This is a genomic window from Methyloversatilis sp. XJ19-49 (assembly GCF_024580145.1).
GTDB lineage: Bacteria > Pseudomonadota > Gammaproteobacteria > Burkholderiales > Rhodocyclaceae > Methyloversatilis.
In genome coordinates, this window is sequence record NZ_JANINI010000009.1 from 164,135 (window position 1) to 183,648 (window position 19,514).

General features: G+C 67.7%; 16 protein-coding genes. 10 read left to right on the top strand and 6 right to left on the bottom strand.

All coding sequences use genetic code 11. From position 1 onward, the window contains the following. The first annotated feature begins 10 nt into the window (after positions 1–10). Entirely contained in the window at positions 11–715 is a 705-nt protein-coding gene (locus NMQ16_RS12460; RefSeq protein ID WP_257081037.1) for a PEP-CTERM sorting domain-containing protein, read from the top strand. Between the two features lie 80 nt (positions 716–795). Here NMQ16_RS12460 and NMQ16_RS12465 read toward each other — a convergent pair whose 3' ends face one another. Both NMQ16_RS12465 and NMQ16_RS12470 read right to left on the bottom strand, forming a co-directional pair. Further along, positions 796–2,457, bottom strand: coding sequence for a TRAP transporter large permease subunit (locus NMQ16_RS12465; RefSeq protein ID WP_257081038.1), 1,662 nt, complete (start codon positions 2,455–2,457; stop codon positions 796–798). Continuing rightward, entirely contained in the window at positions 2,454–2,960 is a 507-nt protein-coding gene (locus NMQ16_RS12470) for a TRAP transporter small permease subunit (protein ID WP_257081040.1), read from the bottom strand. The genes NMQ16_RS12465 and NMQ16_RS12470 overlap by 4 nt, the downstream gene beginning before the upstream one ends. Positions 2,961–3,237: 277 nt before the next feature. Between NMQ16_RS12470 and NMQ16_RS12475 the strand changes: the two genes are divergently transcribed. The 4 genes from NMQ16_RS12475 to NMQ16_RS12490 all read left to right on the top strand — a co-directional run bounded on the left by NMQ16_RS12475 (position 3,238) and on the right by NMQ16_RS12490 (position 7,331). Beyond that, positions 3,238–3,882, top strand: a complete 645-nt coding sequence (locus tag NMQ16_RS12475) for a histidine phosphatase family protein (protein ID WP_257081043.1) — start codon at positions 3,238–3,240, stop codon at positions 3,880–3,882. 64 nt (positions 3,883–3,946) lie between these two features. Beyond that, positions 3,947–5,698, top strand: a complete 1,752-nt coding sequence (locus NMQ16_RS12480; RefSeq protein WP_257081044.1) for a tetratricopeptide repeat protein — start codon at positions 3,947–3,949, stop codon at positions 5,696–5,698. A 104-nt stretch (positions 5,699–5,802) separates the two neighbouring features. After that, positions 5,803–6,459 carry a GNAT family N-acetyltransferase gene (locus NMQ16_RS12485; protein ID WP_257081045.1) on the top strand — a complete coding sequence of 219 codons (657 nt, stop codon included), beginning with the start codon at positions 5,803–5,805 and terminating at the stop codon, positions 6,457–6,459. Next, on the top strand, positions 6,456–7,331 hold the full coding sequence (locus NMQ16_RS12490; RefSeq protein ID WP_257081046.1) for a carbon-nitrogen hydrolase family protein: 876 nt from the start codon (positions 6,456–6,458) through the stop codon (positions 7,329–7,331). The genes NMQ16_RS12485 and NMQ16_RS12490 overlap by 4 nt, the downstream gene beginning before the upstream one ends. Positions 7,332–7,451: 120 nt before the next feature. On the opposite strand, the gene NMQ16_RS12495 is transcribed toward NMQ16_RS12490, so the two are convergent. The 4 genes from NMQ16_RS12495 to NMQ16_RS12510 all read right to left on the bottom strand — a co-directional run bounded on the left by NMQ16_RS12495 (position 7,452) and on the right by NMQ16_RS12510 (position 11,255). After that, a complete protein-coding gene (locus NMQ16_RS12495; protein WP_257081047.1) occupies positions 7,452–8,189 on the bottom strand; it encodes an AbiV family abortive infection protein in 738 nt (245 codons plus the stop codon). Between the two features lie 198 nt (positions 8,190–8,387). Then, positions 8,388–9,779, bottom strand: a complete 1,392-nt coding sequence (locus NMQ16_RS12500; protein WP_257081049.1) for a HAMP domain-containing sensor histidine kinase — start codon at positions 9,777–9,779, stop codon at positions 8,388–8,390. Further along, positions 9,772–10,581: a transferase gene (locus NMQ16_RS12505; protein ID WP_257081050.1), complete on the bottom strand. Its 810-nt coding sequence runs from the start codon at positions 10,579–10,581 to the stop codon at positions 9,772–9,774. The genes NMQ16_RS12500 and NMQ16_RS12505 overlap by 8 nt, the downstream gene beginning before the upstream one ends. After that, complete coding sequence (locus tag NMQ16_RS12510) at positions 10,578–11,255, bottom strand: response regulator transcription factor (protein ID WP_257081052.1); 678 nt, start codon at positions 11,253–11,255, stop codon at positions 10,578–10,580. The genes NMQ16_RS12505 and NMQ16_RS12510 overlap by 4 nt, the downstream gene beginning before the upstream one ends. A gap of 175 nt (positions 11,256–11,430) precedes the next feature. Here NMQ16_RS12510 and NMQ16_RS12515 point away from each other — a divergent pair, with 175 nt between their 5' ends. Genes NMQ16_RS12515 through NMQ16_RS12535 form a run of 5 tightly spaced genes read left to right on the top strand, consistent with a single transcriptional unit; the run spans position 11,431 to position 19,433 of the window. Then, positions 11,431–12,705: a TolC family protein gene (locus NMQ16_RS12515; RefSeq protein WP_257081053.1), complete on the top strand. Its 1,275-nt coding sequence runs from the start codon at positions 11,431–11,433 to the stop codon at positions 12,703–12,705. After that, positions 12,702–13,760, top strand: coding sequence for an efflux RND transporter periplasmic adaptor subunit (locus NMQ16_RS12520; RefSeq protein WP_257081054.1), 1,059 nt, complete (start codon positions 12,702–12,704; stop codon positions 13,758–13,760). Before NMQ16_RS12515 ends, NMQ16_RS12520 begins: the two co-directional genes overlap by 4 nt. Beyond that, positions 13,760–16,822 (top strand): efflux RND transporter permease subunit, encoded by a 3,063-nt coding sequence (locus NMQ16_RS12525; protein WP_257081056.1) that lies wholly within the window; start codon positions 13,760–13,762, stop codon positions 16,820–16,822. The genes NMQ16_RS12520 and NMQ16_RS12525 overlap by 1 nt, the downstream gene beginning before the upstream one ends. Beyond that, on the top strand, positions 16,819–18,750 hold the full coding sequence (locus NMQ16_RS12530) for an LTA synthase family protein (protein WP_257081057.1): 1,932 nt from the start codon (positions 16,819–16,821) through the stop codon (positions 18,748–18,750). The genes NMQ16_RS12525 and NMQ16_RS12530 overlap by 4 nt, the downstream gene beginning before the upstream one ends. Beyond that, entirely contained in the window at positions 18,747–19,433 is a 687-nt protein-coding gene (locus NMQ16_RS12535) for a phosphatase PAP2 family protein (protein WP_257081058.1), read from the top strand. Before NMQ16_RS12530 ends, NMQ16_RS12535 begins: the two co-directional genes overlap by 4 nt. Positions 19,434–19,514 lie beyond the last annotated feature (81 nt).

Genomic DNA, 19,514 nt, shown 5'->3' on the forward strand with positions numbered 1-19,514 from the left:
GCTTTGAAGCATGGCAAAGGTATCTTTTAAGGAGGCAATGATGCGGTACATCACACATGGAGCCGGTTTCGCATTTGCACTTGTTTTTTCCGTTTTTTCTGGTCAGGCAAGTGCAGCAGTATTGAGTGCCGACTACACGCCGGGATCCGGTGATGGCTGGATAACGATCGACTCATCAACAGGTCTGAAATGGCTGGATGTTTCCCTCACCATCGGGCAGACCTTTGATGAGGTGCGAACGGGGGCGTGGTACTCGAAGGGATTCCGTCATGCCACGAAGGAAGAGCTGAGGACGCTATTCGCGAACGCGGGTACGCCTGACGACGGATTCAATCTGGCGATCAGTCACCCCGCGGAAACGCTTGAACTGGCACAACTACTTGGGCCCACCCTAGTCGACCGTGACCGCGTGACAGTAGCGGGCTTTCTCGGTACCGACTTTCTCGGCCAAGACATAACGCTTGCGAGTCATCCTGTTGGCCAATCATTCAGCGCGCAACTCGGCAAGATCGATTATCTGACGACATACGGGGAAGCTCATTTCACAGGTGGGCATCCGTTCAGCAATCAAGCGAACAACGCATACGGAAGTTTTTTGGTCAGTTCCGTTCCAGAACCAGGTACTTATGCAACGATGCTGCTCGGTCTTGTCGGCGTTTTGACGCTCGCGCGAAGGCGGAAAGCGACAGCTCACCGGCACATTCGGAATTCATGAAGAAACATCGAGTCGACGACTTCGATGCGCTCGTTGCCTTTGAATACCGTCGCTGAACTGCGCGTCAGGACGCGGCCTGATCACTCCACGTCCTCGCCTGCGATCGACTCCGCCTTCTCGATCGCCGCTTCCAGTGTGGCGTCGGGATGGGCGGCCGGCAGTCGGGGGGCGCTCGAACTGCGCCGGTAGTCGGCGTCGGTCGTCACCGAATCGCCGGCCGCGCGCTGCGCCGACCCCAGATTGGCCGTGACCAGCTGCGGCACGGCCAGCACCAGCGCGACCATGACGATCTGGATGCCGACGAAGGGCACGGCGCCCCAGTAGATATCGCGTGTCGGCAGGGTTTTCGGGGCGACCGAGCGCAGGTAGAACAGCGCGAAGCCGAACGGCGGGTGCATGAATGAGGTCTGCATGTTCACCGCCAGCAGCACGCCGAACCACACCAGATCGATGCCCAGCTTGTCGGCCACCGGCGCGAGCAGCGGCACGACGATGAAGGCCAGTTCGAAGAAGTCGAGGAAGAAGGCGAGCACGAACACCAGCGCCATGACGACGATCAGGAAGCCGGTCTGGCCGCCGGGCAGGTCGAGCAGCAGGTGTTCGACCCACAGGTGGCCGTCGATGCCGTAGAAGGTCAGCGAAAACACGCGCGAGCCGATCAGGATGAACAGCACGAAGGTGGTCAGCCGCACCGTGCGGTCGAGCGCCTGCTGCAGCAGGTCGCGGTTCAGGCGCCGGCGCGCGGCGGCCATCAGCAGCGCGCCGGTGGCGCCCATCGCGCCGCCTTCGGTCGGCGTCGCGAGTCCCAGGTAGATGGTGCCGAGCACGAGGAAGATGAGTGCCAGCGGCGGCATCAGCACGAAGGCGACGCGGCGCGCGAGGTCAGGCAGCAGATTGAGGCGCAGCAGGCGGTCGGCCACGGCGATCAGCCAGGCGACGCTGCCGCCAGCGGTGACCGCGAACAGCGCGCGCGCGTCGGCGGTGTGCGCCTGCAGCGCCGGCAACTGGCTGGCGGCGATGCCGGCCAGCACCGCCACGGCGAAAAGCGTCCACACGCCGCGTCGTTCGGCCGCATTGTGGTCGTCGGCTTCGGGCAGCGCGGGCGCCTTGTTCGGCCGCAGCCAGGCGACGGCCAGCACGTAGATCAGGTAGAGGCCGGTCAGCACCAGGCCGGGTAGCAGCGCGCCGCGGTACATGTCGCCGACCGGGCGGCCGAGCTGGTCGGCCAGCACGATGAGGACGAGCGATGGCGGAATGATCTGCGCCAGCGTGCCCGAGGCGCAGATGACGCCGCTGGCCAGTCGCGCGTCGTAGCCCGCGCGCAGCATGATGGGCAGCGAAATCAGGCCCATCGAAATGACCGACGCGGCGACCACGCCGGTCGTTGCGGCGAGCAGCGCGCCGACCAGCACCACCGCCACCGCGAGCCCGCCGCGAAGCGTGCCGAACAGCCGGCCGACCGTGTCGAGCAGGTCTTCGGCCATGCCCGAGCGTTCCAGCACCAGGCCCATGAAGGTGAAGAAGGGGATGGCGAGCAGGGTGTCGTTGCTCATGACACCCCACACGCGGTCGGGCATGGCCTGCACCAGCGACGCCGACAGCAGCCCGAGTTCGATGCCGATCAGCCCGAATACGATGCCGCAGGCGGCCAGCGCGAACGCCACCGGCACGCCGGACAGCAGGAACAGCACCATCGCCGCGAACATGACCGGTGCGAGGTTGGCGGCCAGCCAGGCGCTCATCCGGCGGGCTCCGACAAGGCGGCGATGCGGCGGATCAGCAGCGCGACGGCCTGGGCGGCGAGCAGCGCGAAACCCACCGGCACCAGCAGGCGCGCCGGCCACAGCGGCAGGCCACCGGCGCTGGCCGACACTTCGTGGCTGGTCCATGAGGCGACGAACCAGGGCCAGGACAGCCACAGCATCAGCAGTGCCACCGGCAGCACCATGGTCAGCAGGCCGGCGATGTCGGCCCACAGCCTGCCGCGCGGACCGAGCCGGGACGTGATGAGGTCGATGCGCACATGTTCGTCGAGCTTGAGCACGCGGCCGGCGCCGAGCAGGAATACCGCGGACACCAGATACCACTGTGCTTCGAGCAGCGCGTTTGACCCGGCATCGAACTTGCGCGCCAGTGCGTTGCCCACGGCGAGCAGCACTGCCGCCAGCACCGCCCAGGGCAGCACCCGGCCGCAAGCTTCGTTGAGGCGGTCGATCAGGTCGGCGAGCAGCAGCAGCGGGCGCATCTTAAGGCGAGAGAGCGGCGGGTGAGCGATGGTAACCGGCCGCGGTGGTTCCAGTGGCGCGGGTGGGAGCGGCGGCCTGTGGGAGCGGCGGCCTCGCCGCGATCAGTGCAGCGATGGTCGATGATCAGCGTGCGTATCGCGGCGAGGCCGCCGCTCCCACAGCACAGCAGCCCGGAACCGTAGCCCCAGTGCAGCGGCCTGAACCCTGGATGCTGCGCTTCACCTCCACTTCGTGCCGGCCCCTGCAGGTAACATCCGGCTTCTACAAGGAACACTCATGACTGCACGCACGCGCTTCTGTCTGGTCCGGCACGGTGAAACGACGTGGAACGTCGATCGCCGCATCCAGGGCCAGGTCGACATTCCGCTCAACGATACCGGGCTCGCACAGGCGCAGGCCACGGCGCAGGCGCTGCTGGGCGAGCGGATCGACACGATCTACGGCTCGGATCTCGGCCGGGCCTGGGTGACGGCGGGACGAATCGCGGTGCCGCGCGGCCTGCCGGTGATGCCGGAGCCGGCGCTGCGCGAGCGCCACTACGGCGGCTTCCAGCGCCTGACCTATGCCGAGGCGCGCAGCCAGCATCCGGAGGCCTTCGCGCGCTTCGAGGCGCGCGAGCCGGAGGCCGGCTTTCCGGGGCGCGGCGGCGAGTCGCTGGCCGCCTTCGACGCGCGGGTGTGGGCTTTCGTCGAGTCGCTGCGCAGGCGCCATACCGGCCAGACGGTGCTGCTGGTGACGCACGGCGGCGTGCTCGACATCGTGGCGCGGCGGGTGCGCGGGCTGGGGCTCGTCTGTGCGCGCGATTTCGACATCGCCAACTGCGCGCTGAACTGGGTGAGCCACGACGACGGCGGATGGCGCGTCGAACGATGGGGCGACGTGTCGCATCTCGATGGCGCACTGGATGAACTGCCGGTCTGATTCCGCACGACATATATATATGCAGTGTCGGTTCCGGCCGTGCCCTGACCTGAAGACCTGAGCGATGAAGAACAAGCCCACCCAGACGCGCCAACCGTCGCCGGCCGAACTGCAACCGGTGTTCGCGGCGTACAACGGCGGCCGGCTCGCCGATGCGGCCAGCGCCGCGCAGCAGTTGCTCAGGCGCTACCCGGCGGCTGTCGTGCTGCACAGCGTGCGGGGTTCTGCGCTGGCCGGGCTGGGCCGGCTCGACGATGCCGAGCAGGCGTTTCGCGAGGCGGTGGCGGCAGACCCGCGCTCGGCCGAACTGTTGAGCAATCTTGGTCTGGTGCAGCAGCAGCGCGGCCGCAACGAACAGGCGCTGGCAACCTATCGCCGCGCCTTCGCGCTGAAGCCGGACTTTCCGGAGCTGCTGTACAACATGGGCGTGGTGCAGGATGCGCTCGGTCAGCCCGATGACGCAGCCGCCAGCTACCGTCGCGCGCTGAAGCTGCAACCCCGTTTCGCGGTCGCCTGGTTCAACTTCGGTACGGTGTGCGAACGTCTGCAGCGCACCGACGACGCGCTGGCCGCCTACCGCGAAGCCGTCGCGGTCGAGCCCGGTTTCGTCGAGGCGCACGCCAATCTGGGTGCGGCGCTGCAGAAGCAGGGCCGGCATGACGAGGCGGTCGCCGCCTATCGCAAGGCACTCGCTATACAGCCGACGGCAACGGCCTGGTTCAGCCTGGGCACGGCGCAACGCGATCAGGGTCTGCTCGGCGACGCGGCAGCCAGCTACCGACAGGCACTGGCGCTGGCGCCCGGGTACGCCGATGCGCACAGCAACCTCGGCGAAATCCTGCGCGACCAGGGTGATGCGGCGGCCACGATCGCTGCCTTCCGCGCCGCGCTGGCGATCGACCCGGCGCATGGCGAAGCCAATTACAACCTCGGCCTGCTGCATTACGACATGGGCGAACTGGCCGAGGCGATGCCGTACTTCGAGCGTGCGCAGATCCGCGACTGGCAGGAGCGGGTGCTGTACTGCCTGTACAAGACGCGCCGCTTCGATGCTTTCCGCGCGCGGCTGCTGGCCATGATCGGCGCTCAGGCTGAAGCTGGCCAGCCCGGCGTTCGCGATGATTCGCCGATGCTGGCGACCTTGTCGGCGCACCACGCCGCCAACTTCGGTGTCGCCGACGACTACGGCTTCTGCCCGGCGCCGCTCGACTTCGTGTTCCACAGCCACATCGACGCGCTGTCCGATGCGTCCGACGCCTTGCTGGCCGACCTGTTGCGCGACGTGACGCACGCCGAGATCGAGGCGCGCAAGCAGGGCCGGCTGCATCACGGCATCCAGTCGGCGGGCAATCTGTTCCGGCGCAACGAGCCGTCGTTTGCGAGGCTGGCCGCGTTGATCGGCGAACAGGTCGCGCGCTACCGCGCGCGGCTGGCCGGCGAGACCTGCGTGTTCGCACAGGATTTCCCGCCCGATACGATGTTCAGCAGCGCCTGGTACGTGAAGATGAGCAAGGGCGGCCATCTGACGTCGCACATCCACGAAACCGGCTGGTTGAGCGGCGTGGTGTATCTCGCGATTCCGCGCGACCGGCCGGCCGGCAGTCTGGCCGGCGGCATCGAATTCAGCACCGACGGCGACGACTACCCGCGCGAGCACGACGACTTTCCGCGCAAGACCCTGCTGCCGGTTGCCGGCGACATCGTGCTGTTCCCGTCCTCGCTGTTCCACCGCACGATTCCGTTCGAATCGAACGAAGAACGCATCTGCATCGCCTTCGATGTGAAGCCGGGAAGGGCGGCACAGACCGCCGGGTAGTCGCCGTCCGACATACAGGCGGCGGGACGCTGCCTACACTGTCTCCTGATTGTTGAATGCCGGCGGCGTCCGCCGACCGGTGTCCGACTGGACGGGAGAACAGCGTGACCACACCACGCATACGCCATACCCAGCCGGCTGACATCCCCGCGTTGATCGCCCTGCAGGCGCGCGTGTATCCGACCATTCCGCCGTGGAGTCGCCGCAAGCTGGGCGAACAGCTCGACGTGTTTCCGCAGGGCCAGATCGTCGCCGAGATCGACGGCGCGATCGTCGGCTGTGCCAGCGCGCTGGTCGTGCTGTGGGACGACTGGTGCGATTCGCACAGCTGGCAGGACATCACCGGTGCCGGCACCTTCGAGCACCACAATCCGGACGGCCGCACGCTGTACGGTGCGGAAGTGTTCGTCGATCCGGATCTGCGCGGATCCGGCGTCGGCCACCTGCTGTACGAAGGGCGGCGCATGCTGTGCCGCGCGATGAACCTGAAGCGCATCATCGCCTGCGGCCGCCTGCCGGGCTATCACCGCCACGCCGCCGACATGACGGCCGACCTGTACGCCCGCAAGGTGGTGTGGGGCGACCTGCGCGACCCGGTGCTGAGCTTCCAGCTGAAGGAAGGCTTCAGCTACCTCAGCGTGGTGCCGGACTATCTGCCCGAAGACACCGAATCCCTGGGTTACGCCTCGGTCATCGTCTGGCTCAACCCGGACCACGATCCGGCCCGCCCCACCCATTTTCCGGAGCACATCCTGCCATGATCGTCCGCATCGCCGCCGTACAGTACCTGCTGCGCCCCATTCACGACTGGTCCGGTTTCGAGAACCAGGTCCGCTTCATCATGAAGGCCGCCGGCGACTACAAGCCGCAGTTCGTGCTGCTGCCCGAAATCTTCACGACGCAGCTGCTGTCCTTCATGGATACCGGCGACCTGAATGCAGCCGTGCGCAACATGCACGACTACACCAAGCGCTACCGCGACCTGATGCTGGAACTGGCCGCGCAGTGGAATGTGCATCTGATCGGCGGCAGCCATCCGACGGTGCGCGAAGACGGCCGGCTGACCAACACGGCCTACTACTTCACGCCGGGCGGCCAGGTGTTCGAGCAGGACAAGATCCACCGCACGCGCTGGGAACGCGAAAAGTGGGACACCGACGCCGGCGACCAGCTGCGCCTGTTCGACACGCCGTTCGGCAAGATCGCCATCCTGATCTGCTACGACATCGAATTTCCGGAGCTGTCGCGCATGGTGTGCGAGGCGGGCGCCGACATCCTGTTCGTGCCCTCATGCACCGACGACCGGCAAGGCTTCCTGCGCGTGCGCTACTGCTGCCACGCGCGGGCGATCGAGAATCAGGTGTTCGTCGTGCAGACCAGCACGGTGGGCAATCTGCCGGTCGAGGGGCTCGGCATGCACTATGGTCAGGCCGGCATCATCACGCCGTCGGATTTTCCGTTCGCCCGCGACGGCATCGCCGCCGAAGGTACGCCGAACATCGAACAGATCATCGTCGCCGAAGTCGATCTGAACGACCTGCAGGGCAACCGCCTGAACGGGACGACCATACCGTTGTACGACAAGCGCAAGGATGTCTACGAACACCCGGTGGAAGTCATCAAGGTGAGCTGAACAGCGCGGTCCACACCAGCGCTGCGCCGTCCGCCCTGTTACGAGGCCATATAAGAAGCCATCTGCATGCCTGCAGGTGGCTTTTTTCGTGATGCGGGGTGGCGCGGGGAAAGCGCCGGCTCAGGCTTCCTCGTCGTCGTAGCCGTTGCGCACTTCCGAGCCGCCGCCGGTCTGCGCGCGCACGTAGTCGGCCACGGCGGCTTCGAAGGTCGCGTTGCCGGTCTTCATGCAGGAAATGTAGTACTCCCAGAACTCCGGACTGCTGGTCACCGCGGCAAGCGCGGCCGACTTCATCGCGAACACTTCGTCTTCCGCCTTGGTGCGGATCTTGGTCGGCGCGAAAAGCACGTAGGCTTCGGCGTGGGTGTAGATGTCCTTCGCAAGACGCAGCCAGATCTCGGCGTCGGTCAGCGTGACGCGATAGTTCGGGGTGTTGATCTGCGGGCCCTGCGGCCCCTTGCCGTCAAGTTCGGTGTGGATGGCATCCATTTTCGGAATCTGCCGCTTGATCATCTTGCTGATGTAGGGCATCACCTCGTCGCGCCGGCCCGGCACGATCAGCAGCCACGGAAACACGGCTGCCGTCACCTTTCGCGCGTAGTCGCCGAGGTTGAGCACGACCCGGTTCGCAACGTCCGGGTCGCGCACATTGCGGCCGAGCGCGTCGAACACCTGCACCGAGGTGCCGACCTCCTCGATCGCGGCGACCGATGAGTAGTAGGCGCGGGCGAAGTGGTTGTGCTTGAGCAGCAGTTCCGCCTCGTACAGCAGCTCGCGTGCGTTGTCTATCGAGGCGTCGCGGTAGCGTCGCAGCAGCTTGGATGTGAGCGCGATGCTCGGCTTGTTTGTTTTCGGCACTGAAGTGACTCCATAGCTCAAAATCAACCGTTGCGACGAGGGCGCAGCGCGCGCTGTCGTCCATGGCCGCAATCCGCCGAGGCCATCCGCACACGCCCCTTCAAGGGTAGGTTCGCGCACGCATTGATCGCATCGTCTTTGCGTTGTCGCTTCGTGTCAACTGCGTGACAGTCCCCGGATGTCTCCCCGGTGTACCCGCTATGTGCCGGTCGGCAAAGTCAGTACGGCGCGCAGACCGGGCGTCGCGGTGCCCAGTTCGATCCGCCCGGCGTGCAGGCGTGCCACCGACTGCACCAGACTGAGCCCGAGCCCCAGGCCGGGTGTGTTACGCGCACCTTCAAGCCGGTACAGCCGCTCGAACACGCGCGCCCGCTCGCTGTCCGGAATGCCCGGCCCCTGATCGGCGACCTCCAGTCGCCAGCCGTCCTGCGCCGGCTGCAGGCTGATCGTCACCGTGCCGCCAGCCGGGCTGAACTTGATCGCGTTGTCGATCAGGTTGATGACGGCCTGGAACAGCAGGTCGCGGTGGCCGCTCATCGACGCCTGTGCCGGCACGTCGGCCGACAGCGAAATGCCGCGTTCGTCCGCCATCGGCTCCATGAAGTCGATGGCGTCGCGCGTCAGCGCCGCGAGGTCGAGGGCGCGGAACTCGCTGCGCAGCAGGCCCGATTCGACATTGGCGATGCGCAGCAGCGACTGGAAGGTGGACAGCACCTGATCGATGTCAGCCAGATTGCGTTCCAGCAACGCCGGCAGCTCTTCGCCTGTCGGCGGCAAGGCCAGCGCGGCTTCGATGCGCGCGCGATGGCGGGTCAGCGGCGATCGAAGGTCGTGTGCGATGTTGTCGGTGGCGCCTCGCACCGAGGCGATCAGCCGATCGATGCGGTCGAGCATGCCGTTGAGCGTCTGCGACAGGCGGTCGAACTCGTCGGCCGTGCCGCGCACCGGAATGCGGTGGCGCAGGTCGCCATCCATGATCTGCTGCGCCGCGCGGCGCATCGTTTCGACCGGCCGCAGCGCGGCGCGGGTGATCAGGAAGCCGCCGATGAGCGACGCAATCAGCATGACGCCGAAACTGGCGAGCGCGGCGCGCCGGATGTCGCGGCGTACCTGTTCCACCTCGTATTCGTCGAAGCCGACCAGAAGGCGGCTGCCGTCCGGCAGACGCGCCCAGCGTGCGACGACCTCGGTGAGGCCCGGATGGCGCAGGCTGGGCAGCCGCACCAGCACGCCATCGCGCGTCGCCGCGGCGGGCCACGCATCGAGGTTGCCGATCAGCATGACGCCGTCGGCACTTTCCAGCCGGTACAGGCGGTCGTGATTGGGCGAGCGCATGTCCAGCCGCTGGCGGATCAGGCCGCTGACGCCGCGCACGCCGTCGACCCGGTACTCGGCGCTCAGGATGTCCAGCTCGGCGTCCACGCTCTCTTCGACGTGACCCAGCATGTACTGCCCGGCGAGCCAGGTCACCAGCAGCAGCATCAGGCCGAAGCCGGTCGCCAGCAGAACGCTGTTGGCCAGCGCCAGTCGCGCAGTCGTGCTCAGGCCGCGCGTCGCGCGGGGCGCGACCGGAGGTGTCGGCTCAGTCATCGGCATCTAGGCCGTGCCGTACCGCCGTCCGCCCGGCGGGCGCAAAGTCGCGTCGCCGGCCTTCGACCAGCGGGTGTGCCTGCGCGCGCAGGTCCAGCCCCAGGCGCTCATGCAGTGCCGCCGCGCGCTGGAACAGCTGCTTCTCCGACAGCCTGAACGCGTCGCCGCGTGCGGCGAACACTATTTCATTCACACCGTCTTCGGTGGCGACGACACTGACCGAATTGGCAAAACTCGCACGCACGCGTCCGATGTAGGCGCCGTGCAGCGCGTCGTCGGCATGCATGTTGATCGCCAGCAGGCCGTTCCGCGTCAAGGCGGCATGGCAGTCGTCGTAGAAGCGCTGCGTGCACAGCGCGCCGGCCTGCCCGCCGATGTCGAAGCCATCCACCAGCAGCAGGTCGAATGCTTCGTCATGGCGCGCGATCCAGTCCGCGCCGTCGACGCAATCGATGCGCAGCCGTTCGTCGTCCGGCGGAATGCGGAAGCGGCTGCGCAGCGCGATCACCTCGGCCGAAATCTCGGCCACTTCGATGCGCGCGCCCGGCAGGTGGTGGTGGCAGTACTTGACGAGCGATCCGCCGCCCAGGCCGATCATGCCGATGCGCGAGGGCGCCGGCACGAAGAGCAGCGCGGCCATCATCAGGCGCGAATAGTCGAGCACCAGATCGACCGGTCGCGCCGGATCCATGCTGCTCTGCACCGCGGCGCGGTCGAAGTGCAGCGTGAGCATTCCCTCGTCATCCTGCACGAAGGGTGCGCCCGGCACGCTGCCGGCCCACGGCGATCGGCGGTCGTTCATGCCGGCGCCCGCATGCAGTAGCCGGCGCCGCGCAGCGTATGGATCAGCGGCAGCCAGCCTGCGCGGTCGACCTTGGCGCGCAGGCGGGAAATGTGGACGTCGATGACATTCGTCTGCGGATCGAAGTGATAGTCCCACACGCCCTCGAGCAGCATGGTACGGGTGACCACCTGACCGGCGTGGCGCATCAGGAATTCGAGCACCCGATATTCCTGCGGCTTGAGCGTGATGTCCTCGCCGGCGCGGCGCACGATGTGCGTCATGCGGTCGAGTTCGAGATCGGCCACCCGCAGCACGCTTTCGATCGCCGGCATCAGGCCGCGCCGCGTGATCACGTCGAGCCGCGCCTGCAGTTCCGACATCGCGAATGGTTTCACCAGATAGTCGTCACCGCCGGCGCGCAGGCCGCGGATGCGTTCGTCGACATGGCCGAGCGCACTGAGGATGAGCACCGGCACGCGCGAACCCGTGGCGCGCAGTGCGGCCAGCATGGCCAGACCGTCCATCTGCGGCATCAGCCGGTCGAGCACGATGGCGTCGAACGCTTCGCCGGTCGCCAGAAACAGCCCGTCGCGGCCATTGGCGGCGTGGTCGACGACGTGCCCGGCCTCGCGCAGGCCGCGGCAGATGAAGCCGGCGATTTCGGGGTCGTCCTCGACCACGAGGAGGTGCATGTCGGACCTTCTCCGGAAGCGGGGCGCACCGCCCGGGTCGGGGTGCGCGAGCCGTGATTCTGCCTGCGTCGAACCACCTTGCCGCAACATGAACGGATGTTCATGTTGTGTCCACCTGCCGGCAATCCGTCGCTGTGCAAGCTGTTGCATGTCTTCCTCCGCCCGTCGTGCGCCCATGCGTTCCGCCCTGCTGTGCTGCCTGCTGTCCGCCCTGTGGCTGACGCCACCGGTTTATGCGCAATCTGTGCCCCTCGCCGCGGCTTCGCACGCCGAAGAGCATGAGCAGACGGTCGAGCGTGACGCCGCACTCACGCTGTCGGGCGCCTTTTCTGCCGCGCTTGGCCGGGCGCCCGGCACCCAGCTTCCGCAGGCCAGGCTGTCCGAATCCCGGGTGCTGACCGAACGTGCCGGCAGCGTGCTGTCGGCACCGCCGGCGCTGCACATGCGCTACCAGACCGATCGCCTGCCCGGCCGCGCGGCCGGCGTGCGCGAACTGGAAGCCGGGCTGGACCTGCCCTTGTGGCGATCCGGCCAGCGCGACGCGCTGCGCCGCGAGGCCGACGCCGGTCGCCTGCTGTCCGACGAGGAACTGCGCATCCACCGCTGGCGCGTGGCGGGCGATCTGCGGGAAACCCTGTGGCGCGTCTTGCAGGCGGAAACCGAGGTGAAGCTGGCTGATGCCGATGTCGAGCTGTATCGCGCGCTGGAAGACGATGTGTCGAAACGCGTTCGCGCCGGGGACGCGGCGCCGGTCGAAGTATTGTCGGCCGAAGCGGCCCGGCGCGAGCGCGACGCCGCCCGTTACGAGGCTCAGGTCGAACTGGCGCACAGCGTGTTCGGCTGGGCCACGCTGACCGGCTTGCCGGCGCTGCCGGCGACGGCACGTGAGCCGGTTGCGCGCGCGCCAATGGCGGACGCGGCGACCGGCTATCCGCCGGTGCTGACGGCGCAGGCTGCGCTCGAACGGGCGCGCAGTGCGCTGGCCAGCGTGCAGGCCCAGGGCAGCGGTGCGCCGCGCATCCTGGTCGGCATGCGGTCCGAAAAGTCGCCCGACAGCCCGGTGACCGACAGCGTCGGCGCCACCCTGTCGATTCCATTCGGCGGCGAGGTGCATCGCGCAGCCACCCTGTCGCCACTGCAGCTCGATCTGGCCCGCGCCGAGGACGATCTTGCGCTGGCGCTGCGCATGGCCACGTTGGTGCTGCACGAAGCCGAACATGAACTGCACGCCCGCGAACAGGCGCTGCAACTGGCCGCCGGGCAGAAGGCGGTCGCCGAACGCGAAGTCGAGCTTGCCCGCCGCGCCTACCGGCTCGGTGAAAGTTCGCTCGCCGAGCGCCTGCTGGTCGAGGCGCGCGCCGCCAACGCACGCCGTGCGGCCGCGTTGGCCGACATCGCCCATGAGCGCGCCGTGGCGCGCTACAACAACAGTCTGGGAATCCTGCCGTGAAACATGTGTTCGTTGTGTCCTGTCTGCTCGCGCTGACGTCCTCCCTCCATGCGGCCGACATCGCGCTCGATGCGACACAGATCGAACGACTGGGCATCCGCGATGCGGCACCGGTACCGGCGGCGCAGGCCAGCGCGGCGCCCTGGTCGGCGCGCGTCGTGGCGTCGGCCGACGGCGAATGGGTGGTGACCGCTCCCGCCGGTGGCGTCGTGGTGCGCGTGCCGGTGGTCGAAGGCCAGCAGGTCGCGGCGAATGCCGTGCTGGTGGAACTGCGCAGCGCCGGTCTGCCCGAACAGGGCGCTGCGCTGGCCCAGGCGCGTTCCGCTGCGGCGCTTGCGCGCAGCAATCTGGAGCGCGACCGGGCGCTGCATGCCGAAGGCCTGATCGCCGAGCGCCGTGTGCGCGAATCCGAAAATGCGGCCGCGCAGGCCGATGCCGCATACGGCGCCGCGCAGTCGCGACTGCGCCTGCTGGGCGTGTCGGCCGCCGACGCATCGAGCGGTCGCGTGCAGGTGCGTGCCGAAGCGGCGGCAACCGTGCTCGAACGCATGGTGCTGCCCGGTCAGCGCGTGGACGAGGCCGATGCGCTGCTGCGGCTGGCCGATGCACGCAAGCTGATGCTCGAACTGAACCTGACGGTGGCGCAGGCACAGGACGTGCGCGAAGGCGACGTCCTGCTGGTGGAGCCGTCGGGCGAGCAGGCGCGCGTGACGCAGATCGGCTGGGGCGCTGCCGACACGACGCAGACGGTGCGCGTCCGCGCCGCACTGCCACCTGCGCCGTCTTCGCTGCGGCCGGGCCTGTGGGTCAAGGCGCGGCGCTCACAGCCGGCGACCGATGCATGGACCGTGCCGGCTGCGGCAGTCACCCATCACGACGGCCGGACCTGGGTGTTTTCGCGCACCGCGCAGGGCTTCCGCGCAGTCGAGGTGCAGGCGCTGTCGCAGGACGCGGGTCGCGCCACGGTCAGCGGCGCACTGGACGCAAAGGCCGCGGTCGCGGTCAGCGGAGTGGCCGCGCTGAAGGCGGTTTGGCTGGGCAAGGGAGCGGAATGATGCTCGACGCCCTGACGCGCGGCGCGCTCGCGCGACCGCTGCTGACGATACTGGCCGCGCTGTTGCTGATGGCGGCCGGTGCCTGGTCGATGACGAAGTTGCCGATCGATGCCTTTCCCGACGTGTCGGCCCCGCAGGTCAAGATCATCGTCAAGCTGGCCGGCATGACGCCCGAAGAGATGGAGGCGCGGGTGACCACACCGGTCGAGATCGAAATGCTCGGTCTGCCGAAACAGACCATGCTGCGCTCGACCAGCAAGTACGGCCTGACCGACATCACCATCGATTTCGAGGACGGCACCGACATCTACTGGGCGCGCAATCAGGTCAGCGAGCGGCTCACCGGCATCATGGGCGACCTGCCGCCCGGACTGACCGGGGGTCTGGCGCCGATCACCACGCCGCTGGGCGAAATGTTCATGTTCACGGTCGAAGGCGACCTGTCGCTGGCCGAACGGCGTGGCCTGCTCGACTGGGTGATCCGTCCGGCGCTGCGCACGGTGCGCGGCGTGGCGGACGTGAATGTGCTGGGCGGGCTGGCCACGGCCTACGAGGTGGTGCCCGACGCGGCGCGCATGGCGGCCACCGGCATCACGCTGGACGAGCTGCGTGCCACGCTGGAGCGCTTCAACCGCAACGACGGCGCCGGTCGCATCAACGAAGGCGAGGAAACCTTGCTGGTGCGGGTGCAGGGGCGGCTCGAATCGCTCGACGACATCGGCCGGCTGGTGGTGCACGCGACGCCTCAGGCGCAGGTGCGCATCGCCGACGTGGCCGAGGTGCGGCTCGGCGCGCTGACCCGCATGGGCGGCGTGACGCACAACGGTGAGGGCGAAACCGTGCAGGGACTGGTGCTCGGCCTGCGTGGCGCCGATGCGCAGGAGGTGGTGCGCGGCGTGCGGGCGCGGCTCGACGAGATCGCGCCCAGCCTGCCGGCAGGCGTGAAGGTGATCCCGTTCTACGATCGCGGCGAGCTGGTATCGAGTGCGGTCGGCACGGTGACCAAGGCGCTGATCGAGGCGGTGGTGCTGGTGCTCATCCTGCTCTTCCTGTTCCTCGGCAATGCGCGCGCGGCGCTGGCCGTGGCGGTGGTGCTGCCGTTGTCCGCGCTGTGGACCTTCCTGCTGATGCACTTCGCCGGCCTGTCGGCCAACCTGATGAGTCTGGGCGGGCTGGCGATCGCCATCGGCCTGCTGGTCGACGCGGCGGTGGTGGTGGTCGAGAACGTGGTCGCCCACCTGCACGAACCCGGTGCGGCGGACCGGCCGCGTCGTGACGTGGTGCTCGAGGCGGTGCGCGAGGTGGCGGTGCCGACCACTGCCGGCATCGTCATCATCGCGCTGGTGTTCGTGCCGCTGCTGAGCCTGCAGGGACTGGAGGGCAAGCTGTTTGCGCCGGTTGCACTGACCATCGTGTTCGCACTGGCCGGCTCGCTGCTGCTGTCGCTGACCGTCATTCCGCTGCTGGCGCGCATGATGCTGAACGCGCGCTCGCACGCCGACCCGTGGCTGCCGCGCACGCTGTCGAAGCTGTACGCGCCGCTGCTGCAGCGCGCGCTGGCCGCACCACGCATCGTCGGCGGCATTGCCGGCCTGCTGTTCGTCGCCGCCGTAGTCGTCTACGTGGGGCTGGGCAAGACCTTCATGCCGACCATGGATGAGGGCAGTCTCATCGTGCAGCTGGAAAAGCTGCCGTCGATCAGCCTCGATGCCTCGCTCGACATCGACACCCGCTTCCAGAAGGCGCTGAAGGACATCGTGCCCGAGGCGACGCAGATCGTGGCACGCGCCGGGTCGGATGAAATCGGTCTCGACCCGATGGGCCTGAACCAGACCGACACCTTCATCAGTCTGGCGCCCGGCGCCGACAAGCCCGCCATCATCCACCGCATCCGCGATCTGCTGGCGGAATTCCCCGGCGTGGCCTATGCCTTCACCCAGCCGATCGAAATGCGCGTGTCGGAAATGATTCTGGGCGTGCGCGGCGATCTGGCGATCCGGCTGTTCGGGCCGGACATCGACACGCTGAACCACAAGGCGGGCGAAATTGCCGACGTGCTGCGCGCCATTCCGGGCGCCGAGGACGTGTTCTTCGTGCGCAACGAGGGCGTGCAGTATCTGCGCGTGCTGCCGGACACCGACGCACTGGCGCGCGCAGGCCTCGACGTCGATGCGCTGGCGGCCACCCTGCGCATGCAGATCGAGGGCGAGCGGGTCGGGTTGATCCAGAAACTGGATCGGCGCTACCCGCTGATCATCCGCTCCACCGGCAGCGCCGGCGCGTCGGAAGAGCTGGTCCAGATGCCGGTGGCACTGCCGGGCGGCGGCCGCATCGCACTGGGCCAGCTGGCGCGCTTCGAACGCGTGGGCGGACCGGTGCAGATCAACCGTCAGCTGGGCAGTCGCAACATGGTCGTGATCGCGAATGTGGGCGGTCGCGATCTGGTCGGCTTCGTCGAGGATGCGCGCGCCCAGGTGCTGCAGAAGGTCGAGCTGCCCACCGGCTACCGACTCACCTGGGGCGGCGAGTTCGAGAACCAGCAGCGCGCCGCGCAGCGCCTCGCCCTTGTTGTGCCGCTGGCGCTGGTGCTGATTTTCCTCATCCTGTACAGCACCTTCGATTCGCTGCGACAGGCGGCACTGGTGATGGCCAACGTTCCGTTCGCGATGATCGGCGGCGTATTCGCGCTGGGCATCTCAGGCGAGTACCTGTCGGTGCCGGCGTCGGTCGGCTTCATCGCGCTGCTCGGCATCGCGGTGCTCAACGGCGTCGTGCTGGTGAGCTACTTCAATCAGCTGCGGGCGGCTGGCCAGAGCATGCTCGACGCGGTGGTCAATGGCGCCCAGCGCAGGTTGCGCCCGGTGCTGCTGACTGCGTCGATGGCCGCACTCGGTCTGGTGCCGCTGCTGTTCGCCACCGGCCCCGGGTCGGAGATCCAGCGGCCGCTCGCCATCGTGGTCATCGGCGGGCTCATTTCTTGTACGGCGTTAACACTTCTGCTGCTACCCATCCTGTACAAAAGGTTCGGTGAGCGTCCTGCCACGGTATCCGCCCCTTCATGACATCGATACGACCTGCGCCGCGCCGGCGCGCACTGCCCTTCCTGCTCGTTGCGTCCCTGCTGACCGTCACCATCTGGACCTTGCTGCGTCTGCTGCTCTGGGGCATCGCCGGCCCGGGCGACATCAGTGCGGCCACGCCGCACGTGTTCGTGCGTGGACTGTGGTTCGACCTGGCCGTGCTCGCCTGGCTGGTGGCGCCGCTGCTCGTGCTGTCGGCACTGCTGCCGGCCCGTCTGCGGGCGAGCCGGTTCATGGGCCGGCTGCGCTGGGGGGCGCTGTGGCTGATGGCCGCGTTGCTGCTGTTCGGTGCAGTGTCCGAAGTCGTGTTCTGGGAGGAGTTTTCGACCCGCTTCAACTTCATCGCGGTGGATTACCTGATCTACACGCAGGAAGTGATCGGCAACATCATGCAGTCCTACCCGGTCGGACTGATCGTCGGCGGCATCGCGCTTGTCGCGGCACTGATCGTGTTCGGGGTGAGCCGTCTGGTCGGGTTCGTCGCCGCGCCGCGCCGGCCCGCTGTGCGGCTGGCGATGCTGGCGGGCGCACTGGCGCTGCCGGCGGCTTCCTGGAGCTTTGCGGCGCTGGAACAGATGGAAGGCAGCGGCAACGCCTATGCCGACGAGCTGGCCGGTAACGGGTTGTACGCATTTGCGGCCGCGATGCGCCGCAACGAGCTCGATTACGAGCGCTGGTATGCCACCTTGCCGCAGGAAGAAGCCGACGAGGTGCTGCTCGACCTGCATGTCGAACGACTGCCGCTGTCGTCGCCGGACAGGCCGAGTGCGATGGACGATCCGCCGCACGACAAGGTGCCGTTCAGCCGCAGGCCGCGCAATGTCGTGCTGGTGACGATCGAAAGCATGTCGGCGGAGTTCGTCGGCGCATATGGCTCGACCGCGGGCTTGACGCCCGAACTGGACCGTCTGGCGGCCGATGGGCTGCGCTTCACGGAGGTGTATGCCACCGGCACGCGTACGGTACGCGGGCTCGAAGCGCTGTCGCTGGGCACGCCACCGGTACCCGGGCAGGCCATCGTCCGCCGCACCCACAACAACAATCTGTCCACGCTGGGCGAGTTGCTGGAGCCACAGGGTGTCGTGCCGATGTTCATTTATGGCGGCTATGGCTACTTCGACAACATGAACAGCTATTTCCGTGGCAACGATTACGTGATCGTCGACCGGACCGACTTTCCGAAGGACAGCATCGTTTTCGAGAACGTGTGGGGCGTGGCCGACGAAGTGCTGTACGCCAACGCCCTGAAGGCGCTGAATGACAAGGCCGCCGCCGGAAAGCCGTTCTTTGCGCAGATCATGACGACGTCGAACCATCGCCCCTACACCTATCCGGACGGGCGCATCGACATTCCGTCACCGGGCGGGCGGCGCGGCGGCGTCAAGTACACAGACTGGGCGATCGGCGAATTCATCCGCGAGGCGAAGAGGCAGCCCTGGTTCGCCGACACGCTGTTCGTGTTCGTAGCCGACCACTGCGCGTCCGTGGCTGGCCGGACCCGCCTGCCGGTCGCCAAATACCGCATTCCGCTGATCTTCTATGCGCCGGACATGCTGCAGGCGGGCGAGTACGTGCAACGGGTGAGCCAGATCGATCTTGCGCCGACGCTGATCGAGGTCATGGGCAAGAACGGCGACGATCATTTCTTCGGCCGCTCGTTCTTTGAGGCGGATGAGCCGCTCGACCGTGCCTTCATTTCCAACTATCAGGATCTGGGCTATCTGCGCGGCGACCTGCTCACCGTGTTGTCGCCGCGCCGTGTGGTGCGCGCTTTCAAGGTCGATCCGGTCACGCTTGAGTCGACGCCGACGGAAGTGGATCCGCAGCGTGCGCGCGAGGCAATCGCCTACTACCAGACGGCCGCGTCCGCGTTCAAGCAGGGGCGGCTGCACGCCATCGAGGTCCGGTGAGCCGGTGGCTCGGGGCGCGCGACGCCGATCTGCTGGTGGTCGCGCTCGTCTGCGCCGTGCTGGCCGTGTGGAGCAACCGCTGGAGTGGTACGGACCTGTCGCTTTCGGCGCACTTCTACGACGCTGCAGCCGGCGGTTTCACGCTGCGCCGCGACTGGCTGTGGTCGGTACTGCTGCACGACGGCGTCAAGTGGCTGTCGGTGGCGGCATGGCTGGCGCTGTTCGCGGCCGGATTCGTGTTGCGGCTGCGGGCGCGCGAACCCGGCCGTTTCGTGCGCGTGGCGTTCGTGCTCTGTGCTTCGCTGGCGGCGGTGGTCGCGGTGAACCTGCTGCGCATGCAGTCAGCACACAGTTGTCCATGGTATCTGGCCGATTTCGGCGGTCAGGCGCAGTTTTTCCGGCTTTTCGACAGCGTGCCGACGAATTCCGGTCCGGGCAAATGCCTGCCCAGCGGCCATGCAGCGAGCGCCTTCATGTGGCTGGCCGTGCTGCCGGTGCTGCGCGGCGCAGCGCGGCGGCGCGCGCTGTTCGCCGTGCTGACGCTGGGTGGGCTCGCGGGTGTGGTGCAGGTCGTGCGCGGTGCGCATTTCCCGTCGCATATCCTGCTGGCTGCCGCCGCGTGCGCCATCGTGGTGCTGGGCGCGGCAAGCGTTATGCGCCCGCCGGCCAGGCGACGACGGTAGATGTGTGGCCATTGAACGGAGGGTGACGGAGCCCCGGGCGCATGCAGGGGTCGTTGGGCATCGCTGCGCTCACCCCAACCT